Consider the following 16906-nt stretch of genomic DNA (forward strand, 5'->3'; position numbering starts at 1 on the left):
GGGCTTCCGTGCAGCCGAGCTCAGCCGGGCAGGTGCGCTTCGATGACGCTCACGATGGCCGGGTCGTCCGGCTTGACGTTGGAGCGGAAGCGGTGCACCTCGCCCTCGGGCGTGAGCACGAACTTCTCGAAGTTCCACTGGATGCGTCCCTTGTTGCCCTCGACGTCGCGGGCATCCTTGAGAGCCTTGTAGAGCGGGGCGGCCTTGCCTCCGTTGACCTTCACCTTGTCGTGCACGGGGAACGAGACGCCCCACGTCGTCGAGCAGTACTCGAGGATGTCGTCCATCGAGCCGGGCTCCTGACCCATGAACTGGTTGCAGGGGAAGCCGAGGACCGTGAAGCCGCGGTCGGCGTATGCGCGCTGGAGCTGCTCGAGCTGCTCGTACTGCGGGGTCAGGCCGCACCGCGACGCGACGTTCACGACGAGGAGGACCTTGTCGCCGTAGTCGGCGAGCGTCGTGGTGCCGCCGTCGGCGGTGTGGAACGGGATGCTGCGCAGATCTGTCGCGGTAGCCTCGGTCATCACCCCAGGCTAAGCCCTCGCGCAGGAGGCGGCTCCACAGCCCGGGATCGCACTGCGCTCGCCCAGCGGGAGTCTGGGAGAATGGACGACGTGACCACTGCCCTCGCTCCCGCGCGCACCCTGCGCATCGGGCCCATCCAGCTGGACGCGCCCGTCGTGCTGGCCCCCATGGCCGGGATCACCAACACGGCGTTCCGGCGCCTGTGCCGTGAGTACGGCGCCGGTCTCTACGTGAGCGAGATGATCACGACCCGCGCGCTCGTCGAGCGCAACGCGACCACGATGCGTCTCATCACCCACCACGAGTCCGAGACGCCGCGCTCCATCCAGCTCTACGGCGTCGATCCCTCGACGACCGAGGCAGCCGTCCGCCTGCTGGTCGAGGAGGACCGCGCCGACCACATCGACCTGAACTTCGGATGCCCCGTCCCCAAGGTCACGCGCAAGGGAGGCGGTGCGGCGCTGCCGTGGAAGCTCGGCCTCTTCCGCGAGATCGTGACCCGCGCCGCTCGTGCCGCGGGCGACGTGCCGCTCACCGTGAAGATGCGCAAGGGCATCGACGCCGATCACCTCACCTACCTGGACGCCGGTCGCATCGCCGAGGACGCCGGTGTGGCCGCGGTGGCCCTCCACGCGCGCACGGCCGCGGAGTTCTATTCCGGCGAGGCCGACTGGGCGGCGATCGCGGCGCTCAAAGAGGCGGTCACGAGCGTCCCCGTGCTGGGAAACGGCGACATCTGGTCGGCCGCCGACGCGGCCCGCATGATGGCCGAGACCGGCTGCGACGGGGTCGTCGTGGGTCGCGGATGCCTCGGCCGCCCGTGGCTGTTCGGAGACCTCGCTCGCGAGCTCGGGGGGCCGGGTGCGGCATCCGGTGCTCCAGTCGATGCGACCCTCGGCTTCGTCGCCCGGGCGTTCCACCGCCACGCCGAGCTGCTCGTGGAGTTCTTCGAGGACGAGGACCGCGGATGTCGCGACATCCGCAAGCACGTCGCCTGGTACTTCAAGGGATACCCCGTGGGCGGAGACATCCGCGCCCGCCTCGCGACCGTGTCGAGTCTCGCCGAGATCGACGACCTGCTCGCGACGCTCGATCTCGACGCCCCGTACCCGGGCGCCGCCGCCGAGGGACAGCGCGGCCGTGCCGGCACCCCCAAGCGCCCCGCCTTGCCCGAGCACTGGCTCGACTCGCGCGAGCTCAGTGCCGAGGCATCCTGTGCCATCGCCGAAGCGGAGCTCGACCACAGTGGCGGGTGAAGGCGCCGTCGCGATCGGCATCGCGTCTGAGCGCCCGTCGGGCTATGACGATGCCGACGGCGCACGCTTCCACTCCGAGCGCCACCGCTCCCAGCGCGACGACTTCGCGCGCGACCGTGCCCGGGTGCTGCACTCCGCCGCCCTGCGGCGCCTCGCGGCCAAGACGCAGGTGCTCAGCCCGGCGAGCCCCGCGGACTTCGCGCGCAACCGTCTGACGCACTCTCTCGAGGTCGCCCAGGTCGGGCGCGAGCTCGCGACGGCGCTCCTGCTCGCGCCGGACGTCGTCGACACCGCGTGCCTCAGTCACGACCTCGGCCACCCGCCGTTCGGGCACAACGGCGAGCGCGCGATGAACGAGTGGGCCGACGACATCGGCGGATTCGAGGGCAACGCCCAGACGCTGCGGATCGTGACGCGTCTGGAGCCCAAGATCGTCGACGACGACGGACGCACGTTCGGGCTGAACCTCACGCGTGCGAGCCTCGATGCCACGTGCAAGTACCCCTGGACGGCGGAGCACCCGCTCCCCGATCCCGGGGGCCGTCTCAAGTTCGGCGTGTATCCCGACGACGAGGAAGTGTTCCACTGGATGCGAGAGGGCGCCCCCGGACGCGTGCGCTGCATCGAGGCGGAGGTCATGGACCTCTCGGACGACATCGCCTATTCGGTGCACGACTTCGAGGACGCGGTCGTCAACGGCTACCTCGACCCGGCGCGCCTGGCCGATCCCGCAGAGCACCAGGCGCTGCTGAGTGCGATCCAGTCGTGGGTCGGCTTCGACTTCGCCCGCGACGAGCTCGAGGATGCGCTGTACCGCCTGATGCGCATGCCCGAGTGGATCACGGCCTTCGACGGCACGCGCTCTTCCCTGGCGCGGCTGAAGAACCTCACGTCCGACCTCATCGGCCGGTTCGCCCGGGCGGCCACGACCGCCACGCGGGAGGCCTACGGGATGTCGGTGCTCACCCGGTATCGTGCGCACGTGATGGTGCCGCGTGTGGTCGAGGCCGAGATGGCGGTCCTCAAGGGCATCATCGGGGCCGTCGTCGTGTCGATCGAAGGTCGCAAGGACCTCTACAAGGAGCAGCGCCGGGTGCTGAAGCGGCTCGCGACCGCCCTGTGGGAGCAGCCCGACGCGCTCGACGCGCTCCACGCCGAGGACTTCGCCTCCGCCCAGACCTACGCGGCGCGTCGTCGCGTCGTGGTGGATCAGGTCGCAAGCCTCACCGATCAGGTCGCCATCTCCTGGCACGGCAGGCTCGTGGGCGAGTTGGATCCCGCGTCCGTCGGCATCTGGACCCCGTCCTCACGCGTCACCGGGGCCCGCTGATGGCGGGGCGCATCCGTCAGGCCGACGTCGAGGAGGTGAAGGCGCGCATCAACATCGCCGACATCATCGGCGAGCGCGTCGCTCTCAAGAACGCCGGCGTCGGTGCGATGAAGGGCCTCTGCCCGTTCCACGACGAGCGCAGCCCCAGCTTCAACGTGCGTCCCCAGGCGGGCTTCTACCACTGCTTCGGATGCGGGGAGTCGGGCGACGTCTACTCCTTCCTGACGAAGATGGACCACGTCTCGTTCACCGAGGCCGTCGAACGCCTCGCCGGCCGCATCGGCTTCACCCTGCACTACGAGGACGGGGGAGCGGCGCCGGAGCACACCGGTCGCACCCGCCTGTACGCCGCCAACGCGGCGGCGGCCGAGTTCTTCCGCGGGCAGCTCGCCACGGGAGAGGCCGACATCGCCCGTCGCTTCCTCGGGGAGCGCGGCTTCGACGCCGGCGCTGCGGCCCACTTCGGCGTCGGCTATGCGCCCAAGGGGTGGGAGGGCATGCGCGACGCCCTCCGCACCAAGGGCTTCACCGACGAGGAGCTGACGAATGCGGGACTCGTCTCGCAGGGGCAGCGCGGCGTCTACGACCGCTTCCGCGGCCGGGTCGTGTGGCCGATCCGCGACGTGACGGGTCAGGTGATCGGCTTCGGCGCCCGGCGTCTGTTCGACGATGACAAGGGACCCAAGTACCTCAACACCCCCGAGACCGTGATCTACAAGAAGGCCCAGGTGCTGTACGGGCTCGATCTGGCCAAGCGGGACATCTCGCGCGAGCACCGCGTCGTGGTGGTCGAGGGGTACACCGACGTCATGGCCTGCCACCTCGCGGGCATCACGACGGCGATCGCGACGTGCGGAACCGCGTTCGGCTCCGACCACATCACGGTCCTGCGCCGCGTGATGGGCGACGACTCGACCGCCGGCGAGGTCGTCTTCACCTTCGATCCGGATGCCGCCGGCCAGAAGGCCGCCCTGCGGGCGTTCGCCGATGCGAAGAGGTTCAACGCGCAGACCTACGTCGCGACCGGGCCCGATGGTCTCGACCCCTGCGACCTGCGCCTGCATCGCGGCGACGCCGCCGTGCGCGGGCTCATGGAGACCAAGGCGCCGATGGTGGAGTTCGTGCTGGATCAGCGCATCGCCGGCTTCGATCTCGCGAGCGTTGAGGGCCGGGTCGGCGCGCTCCGCGCCGCCGCCCCCGTGGTGGCCGAGCTTCGGGACGCCCTGCTGCAGCCCGAGTACGTGCGCGTGCTCGCACGACGGCTCGGCATGGACACGGAGGACGTGCGGCGAGAGGTCGAACGTGCGGGTCGCAGCGGCTCGCGCCGCGAGCAGGCTCCGGATGCCGCGCCCCCGGTGACCGATGCTCCGGACGCGCCGCTGGTGCGCGTGACGCTCGCGTCGCTGCCTCGAACGGCAGACGTCACCCTCGAGCGCGACGCGCTGATGGGATTGCTGCAGTTCGGCCACCGGCTGGATGCCGCACTCGTCGCGCGCGCACTGGAGCTCCCGCTCCGGCATCCCGCCCTCGACGCTGTCCGCCAGGCGGTGCAGCAGCGTGCGTCCGGAATGTCTCGGCCGGGCTGGGCCGTCGAGGCGATCGGCGCTGTGCGCGAGCCATATCGGGCGCTGGGCGGCGAGCTGCTCGCCGCTGACTTCCCGGCACAGGACGACGCTGAGGCCGTCTCTTCGACGACCGACCTCGCGCGCCGCCTCGTGATCCGCGGACTGGACGGACAGAAGAACGAGCTTCTCGGCGCGATCCAGCGCGTGCCCGCGGCATCCGATGAAGGGCGCGAGATCCGGATGCGGCTGCGCGAGCTCGATGCTCAGCGGCAGCAGCTGGTCGCCGAGGTCTGAGCGCATTCACCGCTGGCGCCGTCTTGTCCGACGAGGCAGGATGAGTGCATGACTCGACGCCGAGAAGCCGACGTCGCCATCCGGTCGAGCGATCTCTCGATCGCACGCGCAGGACGCGGCGGTCCCGCGCAGCGCGTGGTCGACGGCGTGTCATTCACGCTCCCGCATGCGGGCACATTGGCCGTGATGGGTCCGACCGGATCGGGCAAGTCGAGCCTGGTGTCCGTGCTCGCCGGCTCGACCGACGACGGCCTCGCCGTAGTCGGCGGAGACGCGTTCGTCGAGGGCATCGGCGTGCGGCATCCGGGTCGCGGCATCCGGCAGCTCACCTACCTGACGGGATTCCTGCCGCAGGCCGCCGGGGCGGCCCTGCCCGCGCGGCTCACCGTGTCGGAGGTGATCGGCGAACCCATCACGGGCCGCGATCGGCGGGTGAACCAGCGGGCGCTCTCCGTACGCGTTGCGACGCTGCTCGACGAGCTCCTGCTGCCTCTCGGCGCGGCGGCGAAGTACCCGTACGAGCTGAGTGCGGGCATGCGCCAGCGCGTTGCGTTCGCTCGCGCGCTGGTGCTGCAGCCGCGCCTGTTCATCGGCGACGAGCCGTTCTCCAACATGGATGTCGAGGTCCGCCGCGCCGCGCGCGAGGCGCTTCTGCGCCGTCGTGCAGAGTACGGCATGACGATGCTCGTGGTGACGAACGAGCCCGAGGTCGTCCGGGAGCTCGACGCCGATGTGCTGGTGCTTCGCGGGGGCCACGCCATCGCCTACGGGCACGGTACGAAGGATCTGCTGTGGACGCCCAGTGGCGAGGCAGATCATCGGCTGGTCGCCTCGTGACGTCACGAGCACGTCCCATCGTTTGCTAATATGGTGTGGTTGCCCGCGCGAGCGGAACAGCATTCCTCCATAGCTCAATTGGCAGAGCAATCGGCTGTTAACCGGTAGGTTCTTGGTTCGAGTCCAAGTGGGGGAGCGAAGGCCTCGGGGCTCCACCCCCGGGGCTTTCTTCATGCCGGCAGCTCGTGCCGCGGCTCCCGGCCGTGTCAGGCGTCGATGTCGTCGACGCCGGGCGTCCAGGCCTGGCCGGGGCGTCCCCACCCGCGTTTGCGTGCGATCTTCTGCGCGGTCTTCCAGTCGCCGTCGCCGAGCCGGTCGACGTACAGGATGCCGTCGAGATGGTCGAACTCGTGCTGCATGATGCGTGCCCGCCAGCCGGCGACCTGGATGCGAACGGGCTCGCCCTCGAGGTCGGTGCCCGTCACGAGCACCTCGTCGGAGCGGCGCAGGGGAAACCGCTCACCGGGGAACGACAGGCAGCCCTCGGACTCCTCGTCCTCGTCGGGGTCACCCGGATCGAGCGGGCGCTGCCACAGCTCGGGATTGATGACGACGCCGCGCCAGGGTGCGCCGTCGTCGTCCGTGTAGGAGTACGTGAAGAGGCGAAGCGGCACCCCGACCTGCGGGCCCGCAAGCCCCACGCCGGGTGCGGCATCCATCGTCTCGAACATGTCGGCTACGAGCGTGCGGATCTCGTCCGTGATCTCCTCGACGAGGCCCGCAGGGGCGTGCAGGACGGGGTCACCCATGATGCGAATCGGCAGAACGGCCACGCCTTGAGCCTACCGAGCGGTGACGGCGGCTAGTGTCGACGTGTGGTGTGGATGGCGGACGAACTCCAGGACGTAGGCGACCAGCTGGTCGGCGCGTTCCAGAATCCGGCCCTCCTGTATGGCATCCCACTGGCCCTTCTGGGCGCCGTGTTCATGTCGTTCGGCGCTCAGTACCAACATCGCGGCGTCACCAAAGTCGAGAAGCTCACAGGGTCCACGGGCACGGGCGGACTCAACTTCCATCACCTTCTGAAGCTGCTTTCGCGGCCGTCGTGGGTGATCGGGACGGTCATGCTGGTGCTGGCGATCGTGTGCCAGCTATCGGCTCTCGCGGTCGCGCCGCTCATCGTCGTGCAGCCTCTCGGAGCGATCGCCCTCGTCATCACCACGCTGCTGAATGCGCAGATCAGCGGGCACCGTCCGACCAAGCGGTCGCTGATCGCGATCGCGGCGTGCGTCGGCGGCATCTTCGTCTTCGTCACGATCGCCGCCCTCTTCGCGACCGAGCGGCCGGTCACCAACGCGCAGGTCATCACGATCCTCATCATCTTCGGGGTCGTGACCCTCGTTCTGGGCGGACTGTGGCTGTGGCGGCGCAAGCGGATCGGAGCGCTCTTCTACATCTCGGCCGCCGGTGTCATGTACGGCTTCGTGGCCACGCTCGCCAAGGTGATCATCGAGCGCATCAAGACGGGCGACTTCGAGTGGCTCACCGTGACCTGCCTAGCGGCACTGATCCTCGGCGCCACCATCGGCGCGTACTTCGTGCAGACCGCGTACGCGTCGGGTCCGCCCGATCTCGTGATCGCCGGGCTCACGGTCATCGATCCGATCGTGGCGGTCGTGATCGGCCTCACGATCCTCGGCGAGGCGAGTGGGGCCCCGATCTGGGTCTACTTCGCCTTCACCGCGGTCGGCGCGGTCGCCGTCTGGGGCGTCTATCAGCTCGCTCGGTACCATCCGCAGATCCTCAGCGACAGCCACGAGCTGCCGATCAAGCGCGGCAGCGAACCCGGCGCCGACTCCACGCAGCCCATGACCGGATCCATCCGTGTGACCGAGGCGGTCGCCAAGGTCTGGCCGGACCCCCCGCTCAAGAACAGGGCGGAAGACCCCGGCTCACGCTGATGCGGCGTCGTCATCCACCCGGATGACCAGCCGGCCGTCCTGAATGCGTCCCTTGTCTCCGGGGATAGGCGCCGGTGCGGGCATCTCGACCGACGCCTCCCAATCGGCGTGGGCGTCTTCGGCAGACGGCCGCCACACCGAGTCGAACCCCGATCCGACACCGGCCAGCGAGCCACCCGTCGTCCCGTCGAGCTGCTTCCGCAGCTGTTCGCGCTTGAGACGCGGGGCGAGCGCGACCAACACGATCGTGGTGACGGCGACCGCCACGAGCACCACCCATCCGATCGCGTCCACAGGAGAATTCTGCCAGGTGCGGGTTCGGTCGGCGGTCAGGTCATCTGCCCGCGCACGTGACCCCGACGCACTGGCCGAGTCCATTGCGATAGGCGATGTTGCCGCCGAGATCCACTGCATCGGGTGCGAAGATCCCGTAGCCGCCGTTGCGATGAGCCAGATTGTCGCCCACGGCGAGCCCAGGCAGGAGCGACTCGATGCCCGTGCCCGCGTTCCTCGCGAAGACGTTGCCCGTCGCGCGGGATCCCACCGCCGTCGGCGGCGGGTCGCCCGGCAAAGGCTCGCCCCGGCTGAAGATCACGCCGGCCCGGTTGCGGGTGAAGGTGTTGTTCTCGACGACCATGGGGACATTGCCCCGGAGCACCACCCCGCTGCGCGTGAACGAGTTTCCCGAAATGAGCGAGACACCGTCGGAGCCGATGTTCGAGCTGATGTCGCCGAGCACACCGCCGGGCATGTCCGTGAAGGTGTTGCCGGTCAGGGTCACACCGCCCCAGAAGCCGCTGATGGGCTGTGCGTAGTTCTTCACGACGCTGTCGGTGATGGTGATCGACGTCTCGCTCACGAACCCCAGCGCGCTCTTGCCCTTCCCGTCGAGTCGGGACGCCTCGATCCGCACCTCGCCCTGCGCGGTCGTGCTCACCGCGCTCTGGATCAGTGTGGAGTCCTCGATGTCGGCGCTCGCGAAGAACACGTCCACCGGCGAGCGGGTGAGCCTCGAACCCGAGATCGCGAGATCGCCGCCGAACTGCCCCGTGATCGGGGAGTCCGCGGCTCTGACATCGACGAGCATCAGTTCGGTGTTTCCGAAAAGGTGGCTGACCGGCGCGTGGTCGAGCTTCACCCCGGACACCGCGTACGGCACGCCGTTCAGACTCTCCGCCTGCAGCTGGACTCCCGTCGCCCAGTTCTCGATCAGCCCGTTCCGGATGGTGTTGCCGCCCGTGGAGTCAGCGCTCGTCTGTACGCCGATCCCCGATCCGTCGCCGGACAGGCGATGCCCTCCGAGGTCGAGGGTGACATCGGAGCCCAGGATCAAGCCGTCTCCGCCCGCGCATGTCAGGTTCGCCGTCAGCGTCAGATCGCTCGTCACCACGCTGCCGCAGGTGACCGACGGTGCCGCTTCGGCCGGTGCGGTACCGAGGACCGCCGCCGCCCCCAGGGCACAAGCCGCGATGATGGCGTGCGTCACGCGGAGACGCCGGCGTCCGCGGAGCGTGTCCGAATCGTCCGTCGCAGCCCGTATCTGAGTCATGATCGTCCTCGCCGATCGGCATGCTACTCCGCGTCACCCGGCCCCATAACCCCCCTCCGACGTCGCGGAGCGGACAAGAGAGGAGGGGCCGCCGCACGGCGACCCCTCCTGCTCGTAGGGCGGGTGGGACTTGAACCCACGATCGTCGGGTTATGAGCCCGCTGCCTTGACCAGCTTGGCCACCGCCCCTTGCGCACCCGAGCCTAACGCGCGGCGACCCGGTTCATCGCGGTGCCGATGTACGAGTACTTCACGAAGACCTCGGCGGCGATGCCCGCCTCTTCGAGCAGGCCCTGCAGCGCACTGAGCATGTAGCTCGAGTCCCAGCCCATGTAGAGCCAGGTCTGATCGTCCAGGCGATCCCACTGGCCGTTCCAGGACTGGGCCCGGTACACGGGTCCGCCGCGCCGCCCGCTGTACGCGATAACGGCGGCGCGATCATCGGCCCAGAGCCGCTTGAAGATGCGGTTGAAGAGGTACTTCACGTCGGGCACCTCCCAGTGCTCGCCGCGGTACTCGACGTAGTCCCACTCCCGCTCCCAGCCCATCGGCCAGCCGCGTCGGTGGACGGCGTCGAGGATGGGGGTGAGGCCGTCGTCGTCGATGAGGGAGTTGCCGGGGCGTGTCCAAATCTGTGCGAACCGCTCGCCCAACTCGGCCGATCGTCGCGAGATTGCCGCGGTGCTCCAGGACTCCGCCGTCGCCAGAGCTCGGGTGAGGTCGGCGCCGCTGCGCCCGTAGAGCGTCCGCTTCTCGGGGAACGAGGCGTCGAAGGCGCGCTGGGCGAGGTCCTCCTCGAGGAGCGTGAGGTTGCCGAGGGTCGAGGCGAGGGCGCGGGCGCTGTTCTGCTCGTCCTCGCTGTAGTCCGACCAGGTGCGCACGCCGTCGCCCGTCCACGTCTCGGCGGGAGCGAGTGGGAGCACGTGCTCGACCTCCATCCCGTTCGTGCTGTCGATGCCGGCGAGGCGGCCGAGAACGTACGCCGGGTGGGGGAGTGCCGAGTACTTCAGTGCGGCACGGATCCGCTCGTCCGACGGGGTGATCCGCGAGAAGGCCGACACGAGTTCGTCCCAGCCCCCGCGCCGGGCCCGGCACAGGCGCGCCACGATCCTGTCGGTCCCCGTCGCCACGACGGTGCGGCGAAGCAGGAGCGCCTGAACGTGCTCAAGGGTCGCGGTGAGCTCCTCCCGGCCGATCGAGCCCCGTTTCCAGTCGCGGTAGGTCTCCATGACGAGCGGGTGCATCGCGGTGCCGAACGTCGCGACGCCTGCCAGATGACGGGAGATGGCAGCATCCGATTCCCTCCCGGGCTCCTGGAGGATGCGATAGATCTCGGCGTACTCGCGCCATTCGGCGGCGTGGCGGCGGAGGTCGTGGATGTCGAGCGTCGGGAAGACCTGGCGGAACGTGTCGTAGACGCCCCGACTGCGGGTGACGACGACCTCCCGTCCTGTCGTCATCACCAGGTACTGGCGCCAGAAGGCGGCAATGGAGTCACCGGTGTCGCGCTCGATCGGCAGCCAGTACTCCCTCTCGATCTCGCGCTGCTCCGCATGCGAGAGGCCCATCAGCACGTAGTTGTGGATCAGCTCGTGGTCGCGCAGCGGCTCGCCCGTGGAGTTGAGGCTCTCGAAGATCTGCTGGGCGTTCGCCCCTGTCCCCAGCGTGATCGCGACGTGCTCCAGCTTCTGCAGTCCGCGCCAGACGTGCGGCGCCTCCTCAGCGCTGACCTGGCTGCGGAAGAAGGCGTAGTTGTCGTCGAATCGGGAGTCGCGCGCCCCCTGGCCCGGACCCCTCCTGTCGAGCACGACGCTCTCGAAGACCTCCGCCCAGGCCGCGTGGGGACGGAGCTTGGTCGCGGCCGCGTCGCCGGGCCGCACGAGGACGCGCGCGAGCTCCGCCGCCAGCGACGGGTCCGTGTCTCGCACGGTGTGCTGCAGCGCCGCGACCAGCAGCATGAGGGTGGTGACGCGCTGCTGGCCGTCGATGAGGACGAGTTCGGCGCGGTCGTCGACGGTGCCCGTCGACGACAGGATCGATCCGATGAAGTGCATGCGTCGATCGTCGAGGTCGGCGACGGCACGGATGTCGGACAGCAGCTGCTCGCACGCGCCGATGTCCCAGCGATACTGCCGCTGATACACCGGGACGACGATGGTCCAGTCTCCTGCCGAGAGCCAGCCGATCGTGTTGACCGCGGTGGCATCGACGTTCGTGGCAGTGACCATCGCCCGGATACGCTCCTTCGAATCTCGTCGGCGCGGGGGTCGAGAGCCGCCGGACACGCCTCCTCGAGTCTATCGACCGTCCCGAGCGCGGTCGGGGAGCGGCATCCGATATTCACGGTCCGGTACCCGAGGGCACTCAGAGGTCGCGGGTAGGCTTGCCTTAGTTGGGCCTGTTAAAACGTGCTGGCCCGCTGACCGAAAGGCAATCCGTCATGGGTTACATCAAGTCCGCTGCGCTCGAGGAGACCGGCTACGTCGTCCTCGACCGCTACAACCAGGAGCTCGACCCCCAGGAGTGGCTCGACATCGAGTACAACGACTGGAAGTCGTCGGGCGATACGCGCTTCGCCCCGCTCGCGAGCGCATTCGGCGAGATCGAGTGCAACGGCTTCTGGAACCACAAGCCGCCGCGCACCGACAAGGACGGCGTCTGGATCGACTCGCAGGTCGAGAAGGCTCCGAACCTGACTCGTCGCGCGCAGGAGCCCGGCGCGAACGTCGGCCGCTGCCGCGTGATCGAGCTGCAGCCCACGCCCTACGGCGAGTGCCTCTACAACCTGCACCAGGACGACAACAACCGCCTGAACCCGGATGGAACCGGCTGGGTCGTGCGCGGATTCTTCAACCTCACCGACGATAAGGACAGCTTCTTCGTCCTGCGTGAGAACCGCACCGATCCCGAGGGCGAGGTGCGCATCGCGCTTCCCGCGGGCGCACAGCTCATCATCGACACGCAGCGACTGTGGCACGCCGCGACCCACGTCGGCACCGATCCCCGCTACTGCCTCATCACGTCGTGGACCTCAGGACCGGAGCTCGACGCCTACATCGCGAAGTACAACGGCGTGAACCACACCGAGAGCGTCGCCGTCCCGCAGGACGTGCTCGAGGCGGGCTACGCCGAGCAGGCCCGCAAGGACGCCGCGCGCGCCGCATACTACGCAGCGAAGGGCCAGGCGGCGGTCAACGTCATGAGCGAAGCCTGACCCTCGCATCCTTCGAACGCCCCGGTCTCTTGCCCGGGGCGTTCGTCGTGGGACGGATGCTGCGACAGGCCGAATCACACGCTTGTCATTCCGGGCCGGCGTGGGCGATAATGGCCGCAGCACAATCGAACATCCGCCAGAGCTTCGTGTCAGGTCGTTGGGGAAGACGCACCTGATGAAACGGAGAGATCATGGCGACACCACAGGCGCGTGGAGTGATCTACATTCACTCTGCGCCACGAGCATTGTGCCCCCACCTCGAGTGGGCAGTCGGCCGCGCCCTGGGCAAGGCGGTCAGCTTCGACTGGGCTGACCAGCCTGTGCTGCACGGCGCCCGGCGCACCGAGCACTACTGGGAGGGTCCGGCCGGTACCGGCGCGGCGCTGGCGACCGCCATCCGCGGCTGGGAGCACCTGCGCTTCGAGGTGACCGAGGACCCGACGCCGCGCAGCGATGGCGGCCGGTGGCTGCACACGCCGGGGCTCGGCATCCACTACGCGCAGACCGACTCGGCGGGCAACGTCGTGATCGGCGAGGACCGCATCCGCTACGCGATGGAAGTCGCCGCCGGCAACATGATCGAGCTGCACCGCGAGCTGCAGGTCGCGCTGGGCGCCGCATGGGATGAGGAACTCGAGGCGTTCCGCCACGCGAGCGACGACGCGCCGGTCGTCTGGCTGCACAAGGTCGGCTGACGGCTCCGCACAGGCTCAGGCGGGCGAGGCGTCACTACCGAGGCTCGGAGGCAGACCAATCCCGGGCCGCGGGAACGCGAATCACCGCCTGACACGACAGACGCCCCCGGAGTATCCGGGGGCGTCTTCGCGTCGGTAGGGGTGCGTCAGTACGACCGGATCGCGACGACGGCGTTGTGGCCGCCGAAGCCGAACGAGTTGCTGATCGCGAGCTGCGGACCGTCGCCGAGCGGGACGACGTCGCCGGACACCTGGAGCGGGATCTCGGGGTCCTGCGTCGAGATGTTGATCGTCGGCGGAGCGACGCGGTCGCGAAGTGCGAGGATCGTGAAGATCGCCTCGAGGGCGCCCGTGCCGCCGAGAAGGTGACCCGTGGCTCCCTTGGTCGCGGAGACGGGGATGTCGTGCACGCGTTCGCCGAAGACGCTGCGCAGCGCCTTGTACTCGGCGATGTCGCCGGTGGGCGTGGAGGTGGCGTGCGCGTTGATGTGCGTCACGTCGTCCGGGGTGGCGCCGGCCTGCTCGAGCGCCATCCGCACCGCGCGCGAAGCGCCGAGGCCATCCGGCTCGGGGGCGGTGATGTGGTACGAGTCGGCAGTCACGCCGCCACCGACGATCTCGGCGTAGATCCGGGCGCCGCGGGCCTTGGCATGCTCCTCCGTCTCGAGCACGAGGCACGCCGCCCCTTCGCCCATGACGAAGCCGTCGCGGTCGACGCTGTACGGACGCGACGCGGTCTCGGGGGAGTCGTTGCGCTTGGACAGAGCCTGCATGGCGGCGAACGCGGCGAGCGTGAGACCGTGGATGACGGCCTCGGAGCCGCCCGCGATGATCACATCCGCCTGGCCGGCCCTGAGGGCCTCGAACCCGTTGATGAGGGACTCCGTGCTCGACGCGCACGCGGAGGCCACGGTGCGGGCGTAGCCGCGTGCGCCGAGGTGCATCGAGACCGCCGCGGCCGGGGCATTGGGCATCAGCATCGGAACGCTCATCGGCATGACGCGTCGCGGACCCTTGGTCTTGAGGACGTCCCAGGCCGCGAGTGTCGTCTGCAGCCCGCCGATGCCGGTCGCGAAGTCCACCGCGAACCGTTCGGGATCGACCTCCGGGCTCCCGGCATCCGCCCACGCCTCGAGAGCCGCGACGAGCGCGAACTGCGCGGACGGGTCCAGGCGGTTGGCGACCGGGCGATCCAGCACGGTGTCGGGCCGGACGAGCGCCTCAGCGGCGAACGTCACCGGGATCTGGTACTCCTCCACCCAGTCGTACTCGAGGGTGTGGGCGCCAGAGGCCCCTCCCAGGAGGGCCGCCCAGGTCTCGGGCGCGGTCCCGCCGAGCGGAGTGGACGCGCCGATGCCGGTGACGACGATGCGGGGTGTACTCATGGAGATCAAGGTCCTCGGGTGTTGACCGGTGGGGGCCGAAGCCCCCACCGGGATGGTCCTACGCCTGGTTCGACGCGATGTAGCTGACGGCGTCGCCGACGGTCTTGAGGTTCTTGACCTCGTCGTCGGGGATGGTGACGCCGAACTTCTCCTCGGCGTTCACGACGATCGTCATCATCGAGATCGAGTCGATGTCGAGGTCGTCCGTGAACGACTTCTCGAGGGCGACCTCGTCGGCAGAGATGCCCGTCTCGTCGGTGATGAGCTCGGCGAGCCCGGCAAGGACCTCGTCGCTGCTGAATGCCATGGTTTCTCCTGTTTCTCGGGGGTGCGGGACCGGGTGGTCCGGGTCAATTCTATGGTCGGGCTCGTCCTGGCTCAGGGGAGCACGACGACCTGCGCGCCGAACACCAGGCCCGCTCCGAAGCCGATCTGCAGGGCGAGCCCGCCGCTGAGCTCGGGGTGCTCCTCGAGCAGGCGGTGCGTCGCGAGCGGGATCGACGCGGCCGACGTGTTGCCGGTCGTCTCGATGTCGCGCCCGATGATGACGCTCTCGGGCAGGCCCAGCTGCTTGGCGAACTCGTCGATGATGCGCATATTCGCCTGGTGGGGCACGAACGCGGCGAGATCGGATGCTTCGACCCCCGCCGCCTCGAGCGCCTGGCGTGCGACCTTCACCATCTCCCACACCGCCCAGCGGAAGACCGTCGGGCCCTCCTGGCGGAGGGTGGGCCACGGCGCGAGACCGTCGCGGAAGTCCGTGAGCGTGTGGTTCATGCCCACAGCCTCGGCCTTCGAGCCGTCCGAGCCCCACACGGTCGGCCCGATGCCGGGCGTGTCGCTCGGACCGATCACCACGGCGCCCGCCCCGTCGCCGAGGAGGAACGAGATGCTGCGGTCGGCGGGATCGACGATGTCGCTGAGCTTCTCGGTGCCGATCACCAGCGCGTAGTGCGCGGCGCCGGCCCGGATGAGGGCGTCGGCCTGAGCGACCCCGTACGCGAAGCCCGCACACGCGGCGTTGATGTCGTAGGCGGCGGCGGGATTGGACCCGACACGATCGGCGACGATCGCCGACACCGACGGGGTCTGCTTCGGGTTGCTGACCGTGGCCACGATGACCGCGTCGATCTTCGCGGCATCCACTCCCGATCGCTCGATCGCTTCGCGCGCGGCGTCCGAGGCGAGGTCGATCGCGTCGGTCTCGGCCACGGCCCGCGTCCGTGTGATGATGCCGGTGCGCTGACGGATCCACTCGTCGCTCGAGTCGATGGGGCCGACGAGGTCGTCGTTGGGCACGGCGATCTCGCCGCGGGCGGCGCCGTACGAGTAGATGCGCGTGTGGGCGGGGCCGGTGGGCTGGACGAGCGTGGGGGTCATGCGGGATTCTCCGGTCATGCGTCGGCGGAGCCGAGGAGGTCTGCGGCCGCCTGGAGGTCGTCGGGAGCCTTGACGGCGACGGCGGGGACGCCGCGCAGAGCCCGCTTCGCGAGCCCCGTGAGCGTACCCGCGGGTGATAGCTCAACGATGCCCGACACACCCGCGGAAGAGAAGGCCGCCATGCACAGATCCCAGCGGACCGGGGATGCGACCTGATCGACGAGCAGCGTGACGAAGTCGCTCCCCGCGGTGACGGAAGAGCCGTCCCGGTTGGTCCACACCGTCACGCGAGGGTCGGATGCCGACACCCGCCCCGCTGCCGAGCGCAGCGTCTCGACGGCCGGAGCCATGTAGCGGGTGTGGAAGGCGCCCGCCACCTGAAGCGGAATGACCCGCGTGCCGGCGGGCGGTTCCGCCGTCAGCTGCGCCAGTGCGTCGAGGGCTCCCGCGGCCACGAGCTGGCCTCCGCCGTTGTAGTTGGCGGGCGTGAGGCCGAGTTCTTCGAGCCGGGAGACGACGGATGCCTCCTCCCCGCCGATCACCGCGCTCATGCCGGTCTTCTCGGCAGCGGCGGCCTCGGCCATCGCCCGACCGCGGATGCCGACGAGGCGCAGCGCGTCCTCTTCGCTCAGGATGCCGGAGGCCGCCGCTGCGGCGAACTCGCCGACCGAGTGGCCCGCCACGCCGTCGATCGCGTCACGGCTCTGCAGCGCGTTCCACGAGAGCAGGCTCGCCGCGACGATGAGCGGCTGAGCGACCTGCGTGTCGCGGATCCGGTCGGCATCCCACTCCGTGCCCGCGGCGACCAGATCGACGCCCGACCATTCCGAGTACTGCGAAAGCCGGTCGGCTGCGCCGTCGAGGGCGAGCCAGGGGGAGAGGAAGCCGGGGGACTGCGAGCCCTGCCCGGGGAAGACGGCGATTCTCACTTGTCCATCCTGCCAAGGATCAGGCGTGCGGTTCTGGCGATCCCGA

At 69.4% G+C, this 16906-nt stretch carries 16 protein-coding genes and 2 tRNA genes; 8 read left to right on the top strand and 10 right to left on the bottom strand.

What is annotated here, in order from left to right; genetic code table 11:
• Nucleotides 1-20: 20 nt before the first annotated feature.
• Nucleotides 21-524 (bottom strand): glutathione peroxidase, encoded by a 504-nt coding sequence (locus tag ASD93_RS05260; protein WP_056119744.1) that lies wholly within the window; start codon nt 522-524, stop codon nt 21-23.
• Between the two features lie 90 nt (nt 525-614).
• Between ASD93_RS05260 and dusB the strand changes: the two genes are divergently transcribed.
• The 5 genes from dusB to ASD93_RS05285 all read left to right on the top strand — a co-directional run bounded on the left by dusB (nt 615) and on the right by ASD93_RS05285 (nt 5943).
• A complete protein-coding gene (gene dusB, locus ASD93_RS05265) occupies nt 615-1781 on the top strand; it encodes a tRNA dihydrouridine synthase DusB (RefSeq protein ID WP_056119747.1) in 1167 nt (388 codons plus the stop codon).
• Nucleotides 1771-3111, top strand: a complete 1341-nt coding sequence (locus ASD93_RS05270) for a deoxyguanosinetriphosphate triphosphohydrolase (protein ID WP_056119749.1) — start codon at nt 1771-1773, stop codon at nt 3109-3111. The genes dusB and ASD93_RS05270 overlap by 11 nt, the downstream gene beginning before the upstream one ends.
• Nucleotides 3111-4970 (top strand): DNA primase, encoded by a 1860-nt coding sequence (dnaG, locus tag ASD93_RS05275; RefSeq protein WP_056119753.1) that lies wholly within the window; start codon nt 3111-3113, stop codon nt 4968-4970. Before ASD93_RS05270 ends, dnaG begins: the two co-directional genes overlap by 1 nt.
• Nucleotides 4971-5018: 48 nt before the next feature.
• Nucleotides 5019-5807 carry an ATP-binding cassette domain-containing protein gene (locus tag ASD93_RS05280; protein WP_056119755.1) on the top strand — a complete coding sequence of 263 codons (789 nt, stop codon included), beginning with the start codon at nt 5019-5021 and terminating at the stop codon, nt 5805-5807.
• 63 nt (nt 5808-5870) lie between these two features.
• A tRNA-Asn gene (locus ASD93_RS05285) sits at nt 5871-5943 on the top strand.
• Nucleotides 5944-6013: 70 nt separating this feature from the next.
• Here the strand turns inward: ASD93_RS05285 and def are convergent.
• On the bottom strand, nt 6014-6580 hold the full coding sequence (gene def, locus ASD93_RS05290) for a peptide deformylase (protein WP_082569192.1): 567 nt from the start codon (nt 6578-6580) through the stop codon (nt 6014-6016).
• Between the two features lie 51 nt (nt 6581-6631).
• Here def and ASD93_RS05295 point away from each other — a divergent pair, with 51 nt between their 5' ends.
• Nucleotides 6632-7708: a DMT family transporter gene (locus ASD93_RS05295; protein ID WP_056120901.1), complete on the top strand. Its 1077-nt coding sequence runs from the start codon at nt 6632-6634 to the stop codon at nt 7706-7708.
• On the opposite strand, the gene ASD93_RS05300 is transcribed toward ASD93_RS05295, so the two are convergent.
• From ASD93_RS05300 to ASD93_RS05315, 4 genes are all read right to left on the bottom strand, one after another.
• Nucleotides 7700-8002, bottom strand: coding sequence for a hypothetical protein (locus ASD93_RS05300; protein ID WP_056119758.1), 303 nt, complete (start codon nt 8000-8002; stop codon nt 7700-7702). The genes ASD93_RS05295 and ASD93_RS05300 overlap by 9 nt on opposite strands.
• A gap of 40 nt (nt 8003-8042) precedes the next feature.
• Nucleotides 8043-9194 carry a right-handed parallel beta-helix repeat-containing protein gene (locus ASD93_RS05305; RefSeq protein WP_157536876.1) on the bottom strand — a complete coding sequence of 384 codons (1152 nt, stop codon included), beginning with the start codon at nt 9192-9194 and terminating at the stop codon, nt 8043-8045.
• A gap of 178 nt (nt 9195-9372) precedes the next feature.
• Nucleotides 9373-9446 (bottom strand) — tRNA-Ile (locus ASD93_RS05310).
• A 14-nt stretch (nt 9447-9460) separates the two neighbouring features.
• Nucleotides 9461-11485, bottom strand: coding sequence for a DUF262 domain-containing protein (locus ASD93_RS05315; RefSeq protein WP_056119763.1), 2025 nt, complete (start codon nt 11483-11485; stop codon nt 9461-9463).
• Nucleotides 11486-11697: 212 nt separating this feature from the next.
• On the opposite strand from ASD93_RS05315, the gene ASD93_RS05320 reads away from it, so the two are divergent.
• Nucleotides 11698-12471: a hypothetical protein gene (locus ASD93_RS05320; RefSeq protein ID WP_056119766.1), complete on the top strand. Its 774-nt coding sequence runs from the start codon at nt 11698-11700 to the stop codon at nt 12469-12471.
• A 191-nt stretch (nt 12472-12662) separates the two neighbouring features.
• Nucleotides 12663-13166, top strand: coding sequence for a DUF3145 domain-containing protein (locus ASD93_RS05325; protein WP_056119769.1), 504 nt, complete (start codon nt 12663-12665; stop codon nt 13164-13166).
• Between the two features lie 146 nt (nt 13167-13312).
• Here the strand turns inward: ASD93_RS05325 and ASD93_RS05330 are convergent, their stop codons facing one another.
• The 4 genes from ASD93_RS05330 to ASD93_RS05345 form a co-directional block, all read right to left on the bottom strand.
• A complete protein-coding gene (locus ASD93_RS05330; RefSeq protein ID WP_056119772.1) occupies nt 13313-14551 on the bottom strand; it encodes a beta-ketoacyl-[acyl-carrier-protein] synthase family protein in 1239 nt (412 codons plus the stop codon).
• A 58-nt stretch (nt 14552-14609) separates the two neighbouring features.
• On the bottom strand, nt 14610-14858 hold the full coding sequence (locus ASD93_RS05335) for an acyl carrier protein (RefSeq protein WP_056119775.1): 249 nt from the start codon (nt 14856-14858) through the stop codon (nt 14610-14612).
• 71 nt (nt 14859-14929) lie between these two features.
• On the bottom strand, nt 14930-15931 hold the full coding sequence (locus ASD93_RS05340) for a beta-ketoacyl-ACP synthase III (RefSeq protein WP_056119777.1): 1002 nt from the start codon (nt 15929-15931) through the stop codon (nt 14930-14932).
• 14 nt (nt 15932-15945) lie between these two features.
• Nucleotides 15946-16860, bottom strand: coding sequence for an ACP S-malonyltransferase (locus tag ASD93_RS05345; RefSeq protein WP_056119779.1), 915 nt, complete (start codon nt 16858-16860; stop codon nt 15946-15948).
• Nucleotides 16861-16906 lie beyond the last annotated feature (46 nt).

The sequence above is a fragment of the Microbacterium sp. Root180 genome, assembly GCF_001428485.1.
Taxonomy (GTDB): Bacteria; Actinomycetota; Actinomycetes; order Actinomycetales; family Microbacteriaceae; genus Microbacterium.

Excerpts from the sequence above, each read along its gene's own strand:
- ASD93_RS05260 (WP_056119744.1), bottom strand. The coding sequence starts at position 524 with ATGACCGAGGCTACCGCGACAGATCTGCGCAGCATCCCGTTCCACACC.
- dnaG (WP_056119753.1), top strand. The coding sequence starts at position 3,111 with ATGGCGGGGCGCATCCGTCAGGCCGACGTCGAGGAGGTGAAGGCGCGC.
- ASD93_RS05280 (WP_056119755.1), top strand. The coding sequence starts at position 5,019 with ATGACTCGACGCCGAGAAGCCGACGTCGCCATCCGGTCGAGCGATCTC.
- ASD93_RS05295 (WP_056120901.1), top strand. The coding sequence starts at position 6,632 with ATGGCGGACGAACTCCAGGACGTAGGCGACCAGCTGGTCGGCGCGTTC.
- ASD93_RS05315 (WP_056119763.1), bottom strand. The coding sequence starts at position 11,485 with ATGGTCACTGCCACGAACGTCGATGCCACCGCGGTCAACACGATCGGC.
- ASD93_RS05320 (WP_056119766.1), top strand. The coding sequence starts at position 11,698 with ATGGGTTACATCAAGTCCGCTGCGCTCGAGGAGACCGGCTACGTCGTC.
- ASD93_RS05325 (WP_056119769.1), top strand. The coding sequence starts at position 12,663 with ATGGCGACACCACAGGCGCGTGGAGTGATCTACATTCACTCTGCGCCA.
- ASD93_RS05330 (WP_056119772.1), bottom strand. The coding sequence starts at position 14,551 with ATGAGTACACCCCGCATCGTCGTCACCGGCATCGGCGCGTCCACTCCG.
- ASD93_RS05335 (WP_056119775.1), bottom strand. The coding sequence starts at position 14,858 with ATGGCATTCAGCAGCGACGAGGTCCTTGCCGGGCTCGCCGAGCTCATC.
- ASD93_RS05340 (WP_056119777.1), bottom strand. The coding sequence starts at position 15,931 with ATGACCCCCACGCTCGTCCAGCCCACCGGCCCCGCCCACACGCGCATC.